This is a genomic window from Kribbella sp. CA-253562 (genome assembly GCF_050942265.1).
In the GTDB taxonomy this organism is placed as follows: Bacteria; Actinomycetota; Actinomycetes; order Propionibacteriales; family Kribbellaceae; genus Kribbella.
This window is the reverse complement of record NZ_CP192049.1, coordinates 312504-327400: the sequence shown is the minus strand read 5'-3', so window position 1 is coordinate 327400 and position 14897 is coordinate 312504. Positions and strand designations below refer to the sequence as shown.

Sequence of the window (14897 nt, the reverse complement as noted above, 5' to 3'; positions counted from 1 at the left end):
CGCGCTGTTGCTCGTGCGGATGCAACCACCCGGCTACTGGGCGCGGCGGGAGCGGCGGCTCTTGGTTCGGCGGGGGCGGGGTTGGCGGGGGCGGACCGGGCGGCGGGGGCCGACCAGGCGGGGGCCGGCGAGGCGGTCTTCCAGGCGGCGGGCTTCTCGGCGGATGGGTTGGGCGACGTACTCGCCGAGGATGACGCCCGAGGCGAGGGCGACGCCGATGGCTACCGCGGTGGTGAGGCTGACGATGCCGATCAGGTTGCGTTGGGCCATCAGTTCCAGGAGGCCCTTGTAGATGGTGAGGCCGGGGAGCAGCGGGATGGTGCCGGAGACCACGACCACCAAGGGCGGGACGCCGGTACGACGGCCTAGGGAGTAGCCGGCGAGGCCTACGACGAAGGCCGCGGCGGCGGTGGACCAGGCGGGGCCGAACTCGGCTCGGGCCATCAAGGTGTACGCCAGCGAGCCGGCCGCGCCGACCAGGGCGACCGGGAGCAGCGAACGCAGCGGCGCGTACGACGCGTAGCAGAACGCGACGGCCATCAACGCTCCGGCGATCACCATCACCGGCAGCCTCGCGAGCTGGATCGTTTGCGCCTCGATTGCGACCGGGAGGCCGAGTTTGAGACCGAGGGTGAGCCCGAGGCTGACCCCCGCGATGATGCCGCCGGTGAGCAGCATCGCCTCCAGGAGACGGGCGGATGCGGTCACGTAGTACCCGGTAATCGCGTCCTGGACGGCACCGGTGAGAGCGATCCCCGCCAGCAACATGATGATGCCGGCGGCCACGACCAGGGACGGTTTCACCGGCGCGTGTACGGCGTACAGGATCAGGGCGACGGCGGTCGCCAGGAAAGCACCGGCGACCTGCTGGTAGAACGCGGGCAGCCGCTGCCGGCTGAACCAGCGGTTGTTCAGCTCGATCAGCACTGCGGTGACGACCGCGACCAGCGTGATCAGCCAACCACCGCCGAGCAGCAACGTCGCCCCACCGGCCATCACGCCCCACGCGAGCACCGAACTCCAGCGCGGGAACGGCGGCCCGGCGGACACGATCCGAGCCAGCTCGCGACTCGCCTCCTCGCGGGTCAGCTCGCCGCGGGCGAACCGGCGGACCAGCCGGTCGACGTCGGTCAGCCGGGAGAAGTCCTGGCTCCGGTACCGGACGACGCGCATGTGCGTCTCCGGCGCGACGTCCGGCGCCGCCTGGTACGAGATCGCGATCGAGGTGAACGTGATGTCCACCTCACATCCCCGCAGGCCGCCGGCCGCGGTCACGCCGAGGATCGTCGCGGTCGCGTCCGCCGTACCGGCGCCACTGGACAGCAGCACCTCGCCGACCCGGAGCGCGAGGTCGAGCGTGCTGTACAACTCGCGCTGCTCGTCGCGTGCCTGCTGTTCCTCGGAAGACCGGTCCTCAGCCCGTCGCCCGCCTTTCCTGCGCTCGACGAATGCCTCCGCTCGATCCTGTACCCCGGACTGCCGCCCCGCAGGACCGGAGCCGTCGTGGTCGGCAGGGGGCGGCGTGGCCTCGTGAATGTCCTGGCCCACCTCGTGGATCTGCCCCACGTCCGGTTCGATGTCGACGGTCCGTTTGCCCTTGGCCACCCTGCTCCTCTCGTCTCCTGCGACGCTAACGCCCATCCCCGGGCCGTACCCAACTGAACCGCCAGCACTCCGTCCCGCGGTGGGCCTGCCGGCGCGGGAGGCTGCAACCGACCGGTCACGAGGGGTCAGACGGCGCCGGGACGCTTCCCCTGCGAGGAGCTGCCTGGCTGGTCTTCCTGCGGGCGCCGACCGCCACCACCCACCAACCGGCGGCGACCGGTCGACTTCACGCCCAGCGGATCGCGGAGAGGGACCCGGTCCGGGGGTTGGTCGGTGGTGGAAGTACGCGGTGCGCATCACGGCGGTGACGGACAGTGCGCATGAGCGTCCTGGACCGCGGTGCGAGCAACCGTCGAGCAATCGCTTTCCGGCCGGAATCGGCAAGCGGTTGACTCGCCGTGACCGCCCACCTAAGGTTGCGATCACGCGCTTGGAAAGCCCTTTCCAAGCACTGTGGTCAGGAGCTGAGCATGTTCGCGCACGACGGTGACCCCAGCGCCGGCCCCGGCGGGATCGGCGGGCCGGGCGGCGGGCTCGGCTGACCTCAACGGCGTTTCCGCAACCGCCCCGACCGAACCAGCGCAGCACCGCGCCGAAGAAAGGCAGCAACAGTGAACGAGCGACGCGTCGGCATCGTGATGAACGGCGTCACCGGCCGGATGGGCCTGCGCCAGCACCTGGAGCGCTCCATCGTGGCGATCCGCGAGCAGGGCGGGATCCCCGCCGCCGACGGGTCGATGATCATTCCCGAGCCGATCCTGGTCGGGCGCAACGAGCTGAAGCTGCGCCGGATCGCCGAGCAGTACGGGCTGAGCCGGTGGACCACCGACCTGTCGGCGGCGCTGTCCGAGCCGGACGTGGAGATCTACTTCGACTCCCAACTCACCCAGTTGCGCGAGAAGGGCGTCCGGGCCGCGGTCGAGGCCGGGAAGGCGATCTACTGCGAGAAGCCGATCGCCGAGGGGCTGGAGGCGGCGGTGGACCTGGCGCGGCTGGTGCGTGACTCGGGGCTGAAGAACGGCGTCGTGCAGGACAAGCTGTCGCTGCCCGGTCTGCGCAAGCTCAAGCGGCTGGTGGACGGCGGATTCTTCGGCAAGATCCTGTCGGTGCGTGGCGAGTTCGGTTACTGGGTGTTCGAAGGCGACTGGCAGGAGGCGCAGCGGCCGGCCTGGAACTACAAGTCCGAGGAAGGCGGCGGGATCGTCGTCGACATGTTCTGCCACTGGCGGTACGTGCTCGACCAGCTCTTCGCGCCGGTGAAGTCGGTCTACTGCCAGGGCGCGGTGCACATCCCGACCCGCTGGGACGAGCAGGGCGACGAGTACGCCGCCACTGCCGAGGACGCGGCGTACGGCGTGTTCGAGCTGGAGGGCGGGATCGTCGCGCAGCTGAACTCGTCGTGGGCGACGCGGGTGTTCCGGGACGAGCTGGTCGAGTTCCAGGTCGACGGGACCGAGGGGTCGGCGGTCGCCGGGCTGCGCAACTGCCGCGCCCAGCACCGGTCGGCGACGCCGAAGCCGGTGTGGAACCCGGATCTTCCGGCCGAGTACTCGTTCCGCGACCAGTGGGCCGAGGTGCCGGACAACGAGGTGTTCGACAACGGGTTCAAGGTGCAGTGGGAGATGTTCCTGCGGCACGTGGTCGACGACGCGCCGTTCACGTGGGACTTCGTCGAGGGCGCGAAGGGTGTGCAGCTGGCGGAGCTCGGTCTGCAGTCGTGGAAGGAAGGCCGCAAGCTGGAGGTCCCGGCGCTGCCGATCGAGGCCGGCGCATGACGCTCGCGCTGAAGCTCCCCGCCTTCGACGGGGAGGAACAGAGTGGTGGGGAGAGCGGGGCCGCCCGGAGCGCCTCCGCCGGAGGCGGGGCGCGGGATGCCGGAAGCGGAGCGCAGGAGCCTGGTGCCGGGCGCCTGCTTGTCGAGTACCGGTTGACCGGTGAACCGGTGGCTCACGGCAACTACTCTCCCTCGACCAGCCGGCTGGCGTTCGCGGCCGCTCATGTCGTCGCGGATCCGCTGGGAGACAACGCTCCCGGCGCTCCGGCGGTCGTGGACTGGGAGCACACACTCGAGTTCCGGCGGCACCTCTGGTCGCTCGGGCTGTCCGTGGCCGAGGCGATGGACACCGCTCAGCGTGGGATGGGGCTCGACTGGGTCGCCACGCAGGAGCTGATCCGGCGGTCCGCGGCCGAGGCGCCGGACGGGCGGATCGCGGTGGGGGTGGGCACTGACCAGTTGCCCCCGGGCAGCCACTCGCTGGAAACCGTGATCGCGGCGTACGAGGAACAGCTCGCGGTGGCCGAGGACGTCGGCGCGCAGCCGATCCTGATGGCCAGCCGGGCGTTGTGCGCGGCGGCATCGAGCCCGGACGACTATCGCAAGGTGTACGACCGGCTGCTGGCGCAGTCGACGAAGCCGGTGATCCTGCACTGGCTCGGCTCGATGTTCGATCCGGCGCTGGACGGCTACTGGGGCGCCGCCGACGTCGGCGCCGCGGCCGACGTCGTCGTCGACCTGATCGCCGAGAACTCCGCCAAGGTCGACGGCATCAAGGTCTCCCTCCTGGACGCCGCGAAAGAAGTTGCCCTCCGCAACCGACTGCCCGAAGCAGTCCGGCTCTACACCGGCGACGACTTCAACTACCCCGAACTGATCCGCGGCGACGGGCACCGGCACAGCGACGCCCTGCTCGGCATCTTCGCCGCGATCGCCCCTGCCGCCGCGGCCGCACTGAAGGCGCTCGACAACGGCGACCTCACCCGGTACGACGAGATCTTCGCGCCGACCGTCCCGCTGGCCCGGCACATCTTCTCCGCGCCGACGCCGTACTACAAGACCGGCATCGCCTTCCTGGCCTGGCTGAACGGCCACCAGCCCGGCTTCGGCATGGTCGGCGGTCTGCAGACCGGCCGTTCGCTCCCCCACTTGGCCGAGACGTTCCGCCTGGCCGACCAGGCCGGCGTACTGACGCAGCCCGACCTCGCCGTCGACCGATTCCGCCAACTGCTCGCCGTGCACGGAGTCGACGCGTGAACCGCTACAGCCTGAACCAGGCGACCACCAAGTACTGGCCGCTCGAGGACGTCGTCGCGGCGAGCGCCAAGGCCGAGCTGAACTGGATCGGCCTGTGGCGCGAACCGATCCAGGAGTACGGCGTCGAGCGCGCCGCCAAGCTCGTCGCCGACGCCGGTCTGCGTGTCTCCTCGTTGTGCCGCGGCGGGTTCTTCACCGCCACCGACCCGGCCGAACGCCGCGAGAAGATCGAGGACAACCGCCGCGCGATCGACGAGGCCGCCACGCTCGGCACCGACACGCTCGTGCTCGTCAGCGGCGGTCTCCCGCCGGGCTCGCGCGACATCGACGGCGCCCGCGGGATGATCCGCGACGGCCTCGCCGAGCTCACGCCGTACGCCGCTGAGCGTGGGGTGCGGCTCGCGATCGAGCCGCTGCATCCGATGTTCTGCTCGGACCGCTGTGTGGTGTCGTCGCTCGGCGGCGCCTTGGATCTCGCCGAGCAGTTCCCGGTCGAGCAGGTCGGGGTTGTCGTCGACGCCTACCACCTGTGGTGGGACACCGATGTGTACCGCCAGATCGAGCGAGCCGGCCCGCGGATCTGCTCGTACCAGGTCAGCGACTGGAACGTCCCGCTGCCGGCCGACACCCTGCTCGGGCGCGGCATGATGGGCGACGGCTCGATCGAGCTGCGCCGGCTGCGCGAGGCCTGCGACGCGGCCGGGTACACCGGGCCGGTCGAGGTGGAGATCTTCAACCAGGACCTGTGGGACGCGCCGGGCCAGGACGTCTTCGACCTGGCGCTCGCCCGCTACCAGGAACACGTTGCCTGAAGCCCCTACATCGAAGGAGCACCGCCTCGTGAGCGACCGGACCATTCCCGCCGACGGAATCGGCATGCACCTGTACACGATGCGCGACGTCCTCAAGGAGGACTACCCCGGGACACTGCAGAGGCTGGCCGGCATCGGCTACCGGACCGTCGGGGTCAGCGGCCGGTTCGGTCACTCCGCCGCCGACATCCGGCGCTTCGCCGACGACGCCGGGCTGAAGATCGTGCTGGAGCACGTCGGCTATCCCCGGCTGACCGACGACTGGGACGGCGCGCTGGACGACGTACGGACCCTTGGCGGGCAGTGGATCGTCGTACCGTCGCTGCCGGCCGAGCTGCGGACGCCGGACGGGTTCCGCGAGGCGGCGGCCGCGTTCAACAAGGCCGGTGAGACCGCGCGGCAGGCCGGGCTGAAGCTGCTGTTCCACAACCACGGGCACGACTTCGACGAGGTCGACGGGCAGGTGCTGTTCGACATCCTGCTGGACGAGGTCGAGCCGGAGCTGCTCGGCTTCGAGCTGGACCTGTACTGGGTGGTGAACGGCGGCAAGGACCCGGCCGGCTACTTCCAGCGGCACCCCGGCCGGTTCCCCGCGCTGCACGTCAAGGACATGGCGGCCGACGGGTCGTGGGAGGACGTCGGGGCCGGCACGCTGGATTTCCCGGCGATGTTCGCGCACGCCGAGAGCGGCGGGGTCGAGCAGTGGCTGGTGGAACACGACGCGCCGGCCGATCCCTGGGCTTCCGCGGTGACGAGCTGTCAAGCGCTGGCGAACATGCGGTACTGAGCGCGGACGGCGTACAGTCTTCACCGGCAGTACGTGTCCGATCACCGCCCGCAGTCAGCACGATCGGGCACCGGCATGCCCGGACCCGTTGCTGTCCGGGCGTGATCTGTCACTCTGTGAGGGGGCCCTCACCACGGCAGGGTTCCCGTGAGGCCGCCGACGCCGTGACGCCGGAGAAGCGCAGTGCAGAACGAGCCCACCGTACGGTTGACGGCTGTGCGCCGTCTCTACGAGGTGAGCGCCCGGATGGGTGCCGGGCGGAGCCTGGCCGAGACCCTGCAGGCCGTCGTCGACGGCGTGGTCGACGGGCTCGGCTTCGGCATCGCCGTCCTGAACCTGCGGCAGCCGGACGGCAAGTTCGAGGTGATCGCGGTGTCGGGTTCGCCGGAGGCGCGCGAGGCGCTGCTCGGGACCGTCAGCGCGGCGGACATCTTCGACGCCGAGTTCGAGATCGCGGACGTCTGGGGCGGGCTGCGGTTCGTGCCGCACGAGCGGCTGCCGGAGGGTGAGGTGATCGGCTGGGTCCCGGACGTGCCGATCTCGAAGGATCCGGACGCGTGGCACCCGCTGGACGCGTTGTTCGCGCCGCTGCGCTCGTCGGACGGCGAACTGGTCGGGATGCTGTCGGTCGACCTGCCGGAGGACCAGCGCCGGCCGGGACCGATCCACCGCGAACTGCTGGAGATCTTCGCGACCCAGGCCGGGCTGGCGATCGACAAGGCCCGGCTGACCGACCAGCTGCTGGCCGAGAAGGCGCGGCTGGAGGCCAGCGAGACGACGTTCCGGCTGGTGTTCGAAGGCGCCGGGAACGGGATGGCCACGATCGCGCTCGACGGGCCGGACGCCGGCCGGGTGCTGCGGGTCAACAACGCGTTCTGCCGGATCACCGGGTACACGCCCGAGCAGCTGGTCGGCTCGATGCTGATGGACTACCTGGAGGACGAGAACGCGGGGCAGACCGAGCGGGAGCTCGACCTGCTCACCGCCGAGCACGGACCGTACCGGTTCGAGCGGACCTTCCGGCGGGCCGACGGCCACGACATCTGGCTCGGCGGTACGGCGGCGATCGTTGACCAGGGCAAGGATCAGCCGCGGATCGTCCTGATCCAGATCGACGACGTGACCGCGCGCAAGGAGACCGAGCGCGAGCTGCAACACCACGCGGCACACGACGCGCTGACCGGCCTGCCGAACCGCCGGTTGCTGCAGCACCGGTTCACGGCCGCGCTGCAACGGTCCCGGCAGAGCGGTCGCCGCGGGGTGCTGCTGTTCTGCGACCTGAACCACTTCAAGCAGGTCAACGACAAGTACGGCCACGAAGCCGGCGACCAGGCCCTGCGGGAGATCGCCGGCCGGCTGCTGTCCGCGGTCCGCAGCGGGGACACCGTCGCGCGCTTGGGCGGCGACGAGTTCGCCGTACTCGCGGAGGAGATCGACGGTGCCGACCTGGCGACGCTGATGCGCCGCATCGAGGAATCGGTCAACCGCCCGCTGCCGGGGATCGACGTACCGGTCACGACCAGCATCGGCACGGCGGTCGTCAGCCCTTACACCGCGGACCTCGACGAACTGCTGCGCGTTGCTGATCAGGAGATGTACCAGGCGAAGCAGCGCAGCCGGAGCTGACGTTCACCGCGGGAGCGTCACCAGACTAGACAGGTACTCGGCGTTGTTCAACAGCTCCTCGGTCAACCGAAGCCCGGTCAGATACTCGCTCAGGACCATCGTCTTCTCGGTGTAGTGCTCGTAGTCATGGTCCTCGTCGTCGCTCAGGTCGTACCCGATCTCCCGTAGCACGTCGACCAAACTGTCCGGGTCCGAGCCCGATCGCCAGCACGGGAACATCGGGTCGAACTCCAGCCTGACCTCGCCGTCACGGAGCCAGAGGAAGTTGCCGTCCCGGTCGACGTTGCTGGAATGCGTAGCGACGTCCGTGCCGACCGACAGCGGGCCGGCGAGCTGTCGTCGGGTGCCGAGAAACCCGTTGTACTCGACCAGCAGGGTGCCGCCGTCGAGCGCTGTCGCGCCGATCGCGTACGGGTTGTGGGTGTGGAACGGGAAGTTCTTCTCGGCGTACTGCATGAAGGCGTCCAGGCCGCTCAACCGCTCGACGTCCTGGGCGTCGAGGCGGCGCAGCGCCTCCGGCGGATCGATGCCCTTCACCGAGGTCAGGCAGAACGCGTAGTAGAGACGGTGCTGGGTGAACCAGGTGTAGTCGGTGTAGTTCACGAACCAAGGGCCTTCAGGCCGGCGTCGGTGAGGCGGAAGGTGGTCCACTCGGTCTGTGGAGTCGCGCCGAGAGCCCGGTAGAAGTCGATGGCCGGGGTGTTCCAGTCGAGGACCGACCACTCGAGGCGTTCGTAGCCGTTGTGGACGCATTCTTGAGCCAGGGCTGTGAGCAGGGACTTGCCGAGGCCTGAGCCGCGGTGTTCGGGGCGGACGAAGAGGTCCTCCAGGTAGATGCCGTGCACTCCGCGCCAGGTGGAGAAGTTGAGGAACCACAGGGCGCAGCCGACCACCTCGCCGTCGAGTTCGGCGACGTGGCAGAAGACCGCGGGCGACGGGCCGAACAGGGCGGTCTCCAGCTGGCCGGCGGTCAGCCGGCAGGCGGCGGGCTCGCGTTCGTACTCGGCCAGCGCGTAGACGAGGTCCACGATGGCGGGGATGTCGGCCGGGTCGGCCCGGCGGATCCGGTCGTCGGTGTGCATGGGCCCCATCCTGCCTGGGACTCAGACCTGCCGCTCGGTTCCTCGGGTGGCGGTCTGCGCGCGAGCACCAGTCGGTACGACGGCCGACTGCTCCGCCGTCGACGCGCTCCGCTCGGTGGTCGGACCGCCCGCGCTCCGGTACGTCGTGTTCTGCAGCTCCATCACCTTCGCCAGCTGGGGATCGATCGCGGGCGCCGCCGGCGGCTCGCGGTCGACGACGATCTGGTCGAAGACCTGGACCAGCGCCCCCGGCTGCACGGTCTGGGTCTGCAGCGACTGCACCCGGGAGTCCATCGACGCCTGGTTCCAGGCGTTCTTCTCGACCCGGTCGTAGTCGATCCGGTACGGCGCCCCTTCGGTCATCTGCTGCAGGAACAGCTTGGTGCTGGCGCCGTTGCCCTCCCGGAACGGGTGCGCCAGGTTCAGCTCGGCGTACGCGGTGGCCGCCGTACGCACGAAGTCCTCGCGGGAGATGTTCGGCCAGTCGACACCGCGCATCACGCTGCCGGTGCGCTCGATCCACTGCGGCGCCCACCCGTGTTCGACGAACGGCTGACCGTCCTTGACCAGGTCCACGTCGCGCGGCTGTCCGGCCCACTCGTAGACGTCCTGGAAGAGGTGGTGGTGGATCGCCTGCAGTTGGGCCATGTCGGAGGTGCGCGGGATGTCGACCTCGCCGCGCTGGATCTCACCCTGCCGCATCGCGCGGATCCGGTACTCGGCCGCGCGCAGCTGCTGCCCGTCGGTGAGCCCGAGCTTGTTGCGCAGGACGTGGCCGCCGGGCTCCACCAGCAGCCGGTTCCAGCGCTCCAGCGGGCTCGGTCCGGCCGCCTCGGGGGCAGGGTCGGTCACGCCTCGTCCCCGCCGGGACCTCGCTGCCCGGTGACCTTGGCGATCGTGCGCCGGGTGTACTCGGCCGCGTCGATCCGGCCGAGCTCACGGTCGACCAGGTCGGACACGTCGTCGCGGTCCGGCTCCCAGCCGTCCAGGCGGCCACTCGCGAGGGCGTCGCTGACGCGCTGTTTCTGCGCATCGTCCAGCGGGTCGAACAGCTCGGGCCAGCGGCGGGCGTAGCGGCACGGCTCGTACGGCATCGGGTCTCCTGCGGGTTGTCGGGCGGGCTCCAGCGTATCGAGGAGTTCCGTTCACCTTGGGGTCGTTTCGCGGTCCGGCGGCAGTCATCTGACAACTGAAGGCTGATCGGGACCCCCTCTCCCCGCTCAGGAGGATCCGTATGTCTGTGTCTCGTCGTCGTTTTCTCGGGTACGGCGGTGCCGGTACCGCCGCGGTGCTGCTCGGCACCGGCGCCTGGGACGCCTCGACCACGTACGCCGTCCCGGGTCGGGCCGGCAATCCCTTCACGCTCGGTGTGGCCTCCGGCGACCCGCGGTACGACAGCGTGGTGCTGTGGACCCGGCTCGCCCTCGACCCGTTCGCCGTCGACGGCCGCGGTGGGATGCCCGCCAAGCCGGTCCGGGTGGAGTACGAGGTCGCCCGGGACGCGCAGTTCCGGCACGTTGTCCGTCGCTCCAGCGTGCTGGCCACGCCGGAGCTGGGCCACTCGGTGCACCCCGAGATCCACGGGCTGCAGCCGGACCACGAGTACTACTTCCGGTTCCGCACCGGCCAGGAGATCTCGGCGACCGGCCGGACCCGGACCACGCCGCACCCGTTCTCCTCGCCGCGTGAGCTGCGGTTCGCGTTCGCCTCCTGCAACGCGTGGCAGGACGGGTTCTTCACGGCGTACGACCATCTGGCCGCCGAGGACCTCGACCTGGTCGTGCACCTGGGCGACTACCTCTACGAGTCAGGTGTCCGGACGAACCGGCGGGGCGTGGTGACGGATCCGCGGTTTCACACCGAGACGTTCGACCTGGCCCGGTACCGGCTGCAGTACTCGCTGTACAAGTCCGAGGCGCCGCTGCAGGCCGCGCACGCCGCGCACCCGTGGATCCACACCATCGACGACCACGAGGTGGAGAACAACTGGGCCGGCGACCTGTCCCAGGCCGACACCGAGCCGGACCAGGATCCCGCGGTGTTCCGGGTCCGTCGCGCGCAGGCGTTCCAGGCGATGTACGAGAACATGCCGCTGCGGCACGACCAGATGCCGTCCGGCCCGGACGTCCGGCTGCACCGGCGGCTGCCGTACGGGCGGCTGGCCGACATCACCATGCTGGACACCCGGCAGTACCGCTCCGACCAGCCGTGCGGCGACGGCGACTCCTCGACCTGCGACGACCGGTTCGACCCGGACAACACGATGCTCGGCGGCAAGCAGAAGGCCTGGCTGCTGGACGGGTTCCGCCGCTCGAACGCGCGCTGGCAGGTGCTCGGCAACCAGGCCCCGATGGGTCAGACGGACTGGACGCCCGGTCCGGAGACGCGCGTCTGGCTGGACCCGTGGGACGGCTACGTCGCCGAGCGCAACGAGGTGCTCGGCGCGGCCCAGGACGCCGGCGTCCGCAACCTGGTGGTGATCACCGGTGACCGGCACCAGAACTACGCGCTCGAACTGAAGCGTGACTATGCCGACCCCGGCTCGGCCACGGTCGGCACCGAGTTCGTCGGTACGTCGATCACCAGCGGCGGCGACGGCGCCGACACCACCACCCAGGGCGAGCAGTTCCTGGCCGCGAACCCGCACCTGAAGTTCTTCAACTCCCAGCGCGGCTACGTCCGGGTCAGCGTCGACCGGAACCGCTGGCGCTCGGACTTCCGCGTCGTCCCCTACGTCACCACCCCGGGCGCCCCGATCAGCACCCGCGCGTCGTACGTCGTGGAGGACCGCACCCCGCACGTGCACGTGGGCTGAGTTCGCCTCGTCCGGTTGGGCGCTGCGCCCAGCCGGACGATTCAGCAGCCGGAGTGGTCACTGCATTCGTATTCTGCTGTTGGATTTCGGCGCGTGGACAGGGGAACTTGGAGGCATGCCTACTTCCAAGAACCGCCGGATCGGTGACGTCGAGGTCAGCGCGATCGGGCTCGGCGCGATGCCGATGTCGATCGAGGGACGCCCCGACGACGAGAGCCGGTCCGTCGCGACCATTCACGCCGCGCTCGACGCGGGCGTCACGCTGATCGACACCGCCGACGCGTACCACCTGACCGCGAACGACGTCGGGCACAACGAGTCGCTGATCGCCAAGGCGCTCGCGTCGTACGGCGGTGACACGTCGAACGTGCTGGTCGCGACCAAGGGCGGCCACCTGCGCCCGGGCGACGGGTCCTGGACGCTGAACGGCTCCCCGGAGTACCTGAAGCAGGCCGCCGACGCGTCGCTGAAGCGGCTCGGCGTCGACGCGATCGGGCTCTACCAGTTCCACCGGCCGGACCCGAAGACGCCGTACGAGGACTCGGTCGGCGCGATCCGCGACCTGCTGGACGCCGGCAAGATCCGGATGGCCGGCATCTCGAACGCGAATCCCGCGCAGATCAAGCAGGCAGGAGAGATCCTCGGCGGCCGGCTGGTCTCGGTGCAGAACCAGTTCTCGCCGGCCTTCCGGTCCAGCGAGCCGGAGCTCGAGCTGTGCGACGAGCTCGGCATCGCGTTCCTGCCCTGGTCGCCGCTCGGCGGCATCTCGAACGCGTCCGACCTCGGCCACAAGCACCCGGCGTTCCACCGGATCGCCGGCGAGCTCGGGGTCAGCCCGCAGCAGGTGACGCTCGCCTGGATGCTGGCGAAGTCCGAGCAGGTCATCCCGATTCCGGGGTCGAGCCGGCCGGAGACGATCCGCGACTCCTACGCCGCGGTCGAGCTCGAGCTGACCGCCGAGCAGGTGGCCGCGCTCGACGCGGCCTGAGCCCGGAATACCGCCGTACGGCGGGGCGTTGCGGCTGGCACAACTGATGCCGGAGGTGACCAGATGGAGGACATGCGGGCCCTGAGCTACGGGCTGGGACGGCAGTACTTCGACGAGAAGGACTACCGCGGCGCGATCAAGGCTCTCAAGCCGGTCGTCGAGGAGACGCCGGAGGACGTGGGAACGCGGCTGCTGCTTGCGCGGGCCTACTACCACTCCGCTCTGCTCAAGCCGGCCGAGGAGCACCTGAACGAGGTGCTCACCCGTCAGCCGACCGAGTACTACGCGCACCTGATGATGGCGCGCACGCTCGAGCGGCAGTCGCGGGCCGAGGAAGCCGTCAAGCACCGCCGGATCGCGGCGGCCCTGACGGGCGACGAGAGTCACCTCGAACCGCACCGGATCTGACCGCGCGCCAGGCGGCCCGGACTCCCGGAGTTCGGGCCGCTTTCGTCTTGCTCAGCGACGGCGTTGCGCGGCGTACAGATCCGGTACGGCGGGGCGCCGGCCGAGCAGGAACGTGCCGTTCTCCAGGTCGCCCTGGAAGTCGCGGGGCAGGCCGCTCGGGTCCGACGTGAGCCCTTGCAACCCGACGGTGAGGCTGCGCGGGGCGACGTCGGCGAGCTGGATCGCGTACGGGTTGCCGCTGGTGATCCGGACGTTCCAGTGCGCGATCCGGGCGCCGAAGAGTGGGCCGGAGGCGGCCGATCCGCCGACCCGGCCGTTGTTCACCAGCGTGATGTCGGTCCGCGCGTTCTCGAACGGCATCGCCCGGTGCGTGTCGAACGTGCCCTCGGCCATCCGGCCGCGGCGCCACACGTTGCCCGCCGAGAGCCCTTCGAGGTTGAGCCCGTGATGCAGCGCGCCGGCCGGCAGCGGCACGGTGAACGCCTCGATCTCGAACCCGTCGACCAGGTTGTCGTGCGACTGCATCCGGCAGGCGAAGCTGTGGTGCGCCGAGCGGCCGCCGACCACGACGCCGGTCAGCGTGACCGCCTTCGTCGTGGTGAACCCGAAGCCCAGATCGCAGTTCTCCACCCGGACGTCGTCGGCCCAGCAGTCGTGCACGGCCTGGAAGCACAGGCCGTTCGCGCCGGGATGCCGGTTGTGGATGGTCATCGGCTTCAGCTCGTTGCGGATCGTCAGCGACTCGACGCCGACGTCGTGCACGGTCGGTCCGATCTCCCGCAGCCGCGACGGCCAGCTCGGGCGCAGGTCGTAGCGCAGCGGCTGGGCCAGGCGGATCAGGCGTTCTCCGAGCACGGCCTCGATGCGAACGGGCCACTGCAGCGTCGCGTACTGGATGTACTGACCGGATGAGCCGGTGGTGAGCTGCGGAGCCTTCACCGGCCAGTCGTACGTCGCCGTACCGGGCACGTCACCGGCCAGGTGCTTCAGTACGCCGGCGTCGGCCGGGTTGTCGGTCTCCAGGACGACGAGGTCGCCGGCCTGCAGGCTCCTGGTGTCCGAGACGAGCAGCGTGCGCTGGCCGCGCGACGCGGCTCCGACCTCGGCCAGAGTGTCACCGAGCAGCCAGCCTTCGGAAGCGGCGAAGTCCTCGGCCTCCGACTTGGCCTTGCGCTCCGGCGCGATCACCCAGATCTGGCCACCGGTCCAGGACCAACGGCTCTGCAGGCTCGGCTGGAGGTTCGGCCGGTAGCTCTGCTCCAGCGGCCGGGTGAAGTGCAGGATCGTGCGGTCGCGCCCGGAGCCCTTCAGCACGACGTTCGACCAGTGCATCCAGATGGGCGAGTCGAGGCGGTAGACGCCCGGCGGGACGAGGATGGTGCCGCCGCCGTGCGTACCGGCGTACTGAACGGCGGCGTTGAAGGCTGGTGCCGCGTCGGCGGCGTTGCCGGGACGGGCGCCGAAGTCGGTGACGCGGGCGATCGTGCGCGGGGCGCGGGGGCGTTCGCCGCCGCGGTAGCCGGCGTGGGAGATGTCGGGGATCAGCGGGTGCGCGCCGGGGGCTTCGGCCCACTCGGCGATCAGGTCGGTCGAGGCGTCGCGGGGTCCGGCGCCGCGGTCGGCCCGAGCGGGAGCGGCGCTGATCAGACCGGAGGCGGGAATCGCGGCGGCGCTTCCCAGCAGAACGCGGCGGGAGAGCATCATGAACGGAACTCCTTGGGGCGGAAGGGGTTTCGCAGGGTG

At 70.4% G+C, this 14897-nt stretch carries 14 protein-coding genes; 8 read left to right on the top strand and 6 right to left on the bottom strand.

All coding sequences use genetic code 11. The features are described from left to right. Window positions 1–33: 33 nt before the first annotated feature. Complete coding sequence (locus ACQPXM_RS01645) at window positions 34–1605, bottom strand: threonine/serine ThrE exporter family protein (RefSeq protein ID WP_432943990.1); 1572 nt, start codon at window positions 1603–1605, stop codon at window positions 34–36. A 611-nt stretch (window positions 1606–2216) separates the two neighbouring features. Here ACQPXM_RS01645 and ACQPXM_RS01640 point away from each other — a divergent pair. The 5 genes from ACQPXM_RS01640 to ACQPXM_RS01620 all read left to right on the top strand — a co-directional run bounded on the left by ACQPXM_RS01640 (window position 2217) and on the right by ACQPXM_RS01620 (window position 7861). Continuing rightward, window positions 2217–3380 carry a Gfo/Idh/MocA family protein gene (locus ACQPXM_RS01640; RefSeq protein ID WP_432943988.1) on the top strand — a complete coding sequence of 388 codons (1164 nt, stop codon included), beginning with the start codon at window positions 2217–2219 and terminating at the stop codon, window positions 3378–3380. Beyond that, window positions 3377–4636, top strand: a complete 1260-nt coding sequence (locus ACQPXM_RS01635) for a dihydrodipicolinate synthase family protein (protein WP_432943986.1) — start codon at window positions 3377–3379, stop codon at window positions 4634–4636. The genes ACQPXM_RS01640 and ACQPXM_RS01635 overlap by 4 nt, the downstream gene beginning before the upstream one ends. Continuing rightward, complete coding sequence (locus ACQPXM_RS01630) at window positions 4633–5448, top strand: sugar phosphate isomerase/epimerase family protein (RefSeq protein WP_432943984.1); 816 nt, start codon at window positions 4633–4635, stop codon at window positions 5446–5448. Before ACQPXM_RS01635 ends, ACQPXM_RS01630 begins: the two co-directional genes overlap by 4 nt. A gap of 28 nt (window positions 5449–5476) precedes the next feature. Then, on the top strand, window positions 5477–6235 hold the full coding sequence (locus tag ACQPXM_RS01625) for a sugar phosphate isomerase/epimerase family protein (protein WP_432943982.1): 759 nt from the start codon (window positions 5477–5479) through the stop codon (window positions 6233–6235). Between the two features lie 216 nt (window positions 6236–6451). Next, window positions 6452–7861 carry a diguanylate cyclase domain-containing protein gene (locus ACQPXM_RS01620; protein ID WP_432943980.1) on the top strand — a complete coding sequence of 470 codons (1410 nt, stop codon included), beginning with the start codon at window positions 6452–6454 and terminating at the stop codon, window positions 7859–7861. Window positions 7862–7864: 3 nt separating this feature from the next. Here ACQPXM_RS01620 and ACQPXM_RS01615 read toward each other — a convergent pair whose 3' ends face one another. Genes ACQPXM_RS01615 through ACQPXM_RS01600 form a run of 4 tightly spaced genes read right to left on the bottom strand, consistent with a single transcriptional unit; the run spans window position 7865 to window position 10037 of the window. Further along, a complete protein-coding gene (locus ACQPXM_RS01615) occupies window positions 7865–8464 on the bottom strand; it encodes a DUF6461 domain-containing protein (RefSeq protein ID WP_432943978.1) in 600 nt (199 codons plus the stop codon). Beyond that, window positions 8461–8943 (bottom strand): N-acetyltransferase family protein, encoded by a 483-nt coding sequence (locus ACQPXM_RS01610; protein ID WP_432943976.1) that lies wholly within the window; start codon window positions 8941–8943, stop codon window positions 8461–8463. Before ACQPXM_RS01610 ends, ACQPXM_RS01615 begins: the two co-directional genes overlap by 4 nt. A gap of 21 nt (window positions 8944–8964) precedes the next feature. Then, window positions 8965–9795 (bottom strand): Fic/DOC family protein, encoded by an 831-nt coding sequence (locus ACQPXM_RS01605; RefSeq protein WP_432943974.1) that lies wholly within the window; start codon window positions 9793–9795, stop codon window positions 8965–8967. Then, complete coding sequence (locus ACQPXM_RS01600) at window positions 9792–10037, bottom strand: hypothetical protein (protein WP_432943972.1); 246 nt, start codon at window positions 10035–10037, stop codon at window positions 9792–9794. Before ACQPXM_RS01600 ends, ACQPXM_RS01605 begins: the two co-directional genes overlap by 4 nt. Window positions 10038–10177: 140 nt before the next feature. Between ACQPXM_RS01600 and ACQPXM_RS01595 the strand changes: the two genes are divergently transcribed. The 3 genes from ACQPXM_RS01595 to ACQPXM_RS01585 all read left to right on the top strand — a co-directional run bounded on the left by ACQPXM_RS01595 (window position 10178) and on the right by ACQPXM_RS01585 (window position 13154). Further along, on the top strand, window positions 10178–11758 hold the full coding sequence (locus ACQPXM_RS01595; RefSeq protein WP_432943970.1) for an alkaline phosphatase D family protein: 1581 nt from the start codon (window positions 10178–10180) through the stop codon (window positions 11756–11758). Between the two features lie 115 nt (window positions 11759–11873). Beyond that, entirely contained in the window at window positions 11874–12746 is an 873-nt protein-coding gene (locus tag ACQPXM_RS01590) for an aldo/keto reductase (protein ID WP_432943968.1), read from the top strand. Window positions 12747–12809: 63 nt separating this feature from the next. After that, the gene (locus ACQPXM_RS01585) at window positions 12810–13154 is read left to right on the top strand and encodes a tetratricopeptide repeat protein (RefSeq protein ID WP_432943966.1); all 345 of its coding nucleotides are present in this window, start codon (window positions 12810–12812) and stop codon (window positions 13152–13154) included. Window positions 13155–13205: 51 nt separating this feature from the next. On the opposite strand, the gene ACQPXM_RS01580 is transcribed toward ACQPXM_RS01585, so the two are convergent. Then, window positions 13206–14858: a glycosyl hydrolase family 28-related protein gene (locus ACQPXM_RS01580; protein ID WP_432943964.1), complete on the bottom strand. Its 1653-nt coding sequence runs from the start codon at window positions 14856–14858 to the stop codon at window positions 13206–13208. Window positions 14859–14897 lie beyond the last annotated feature (39 nt).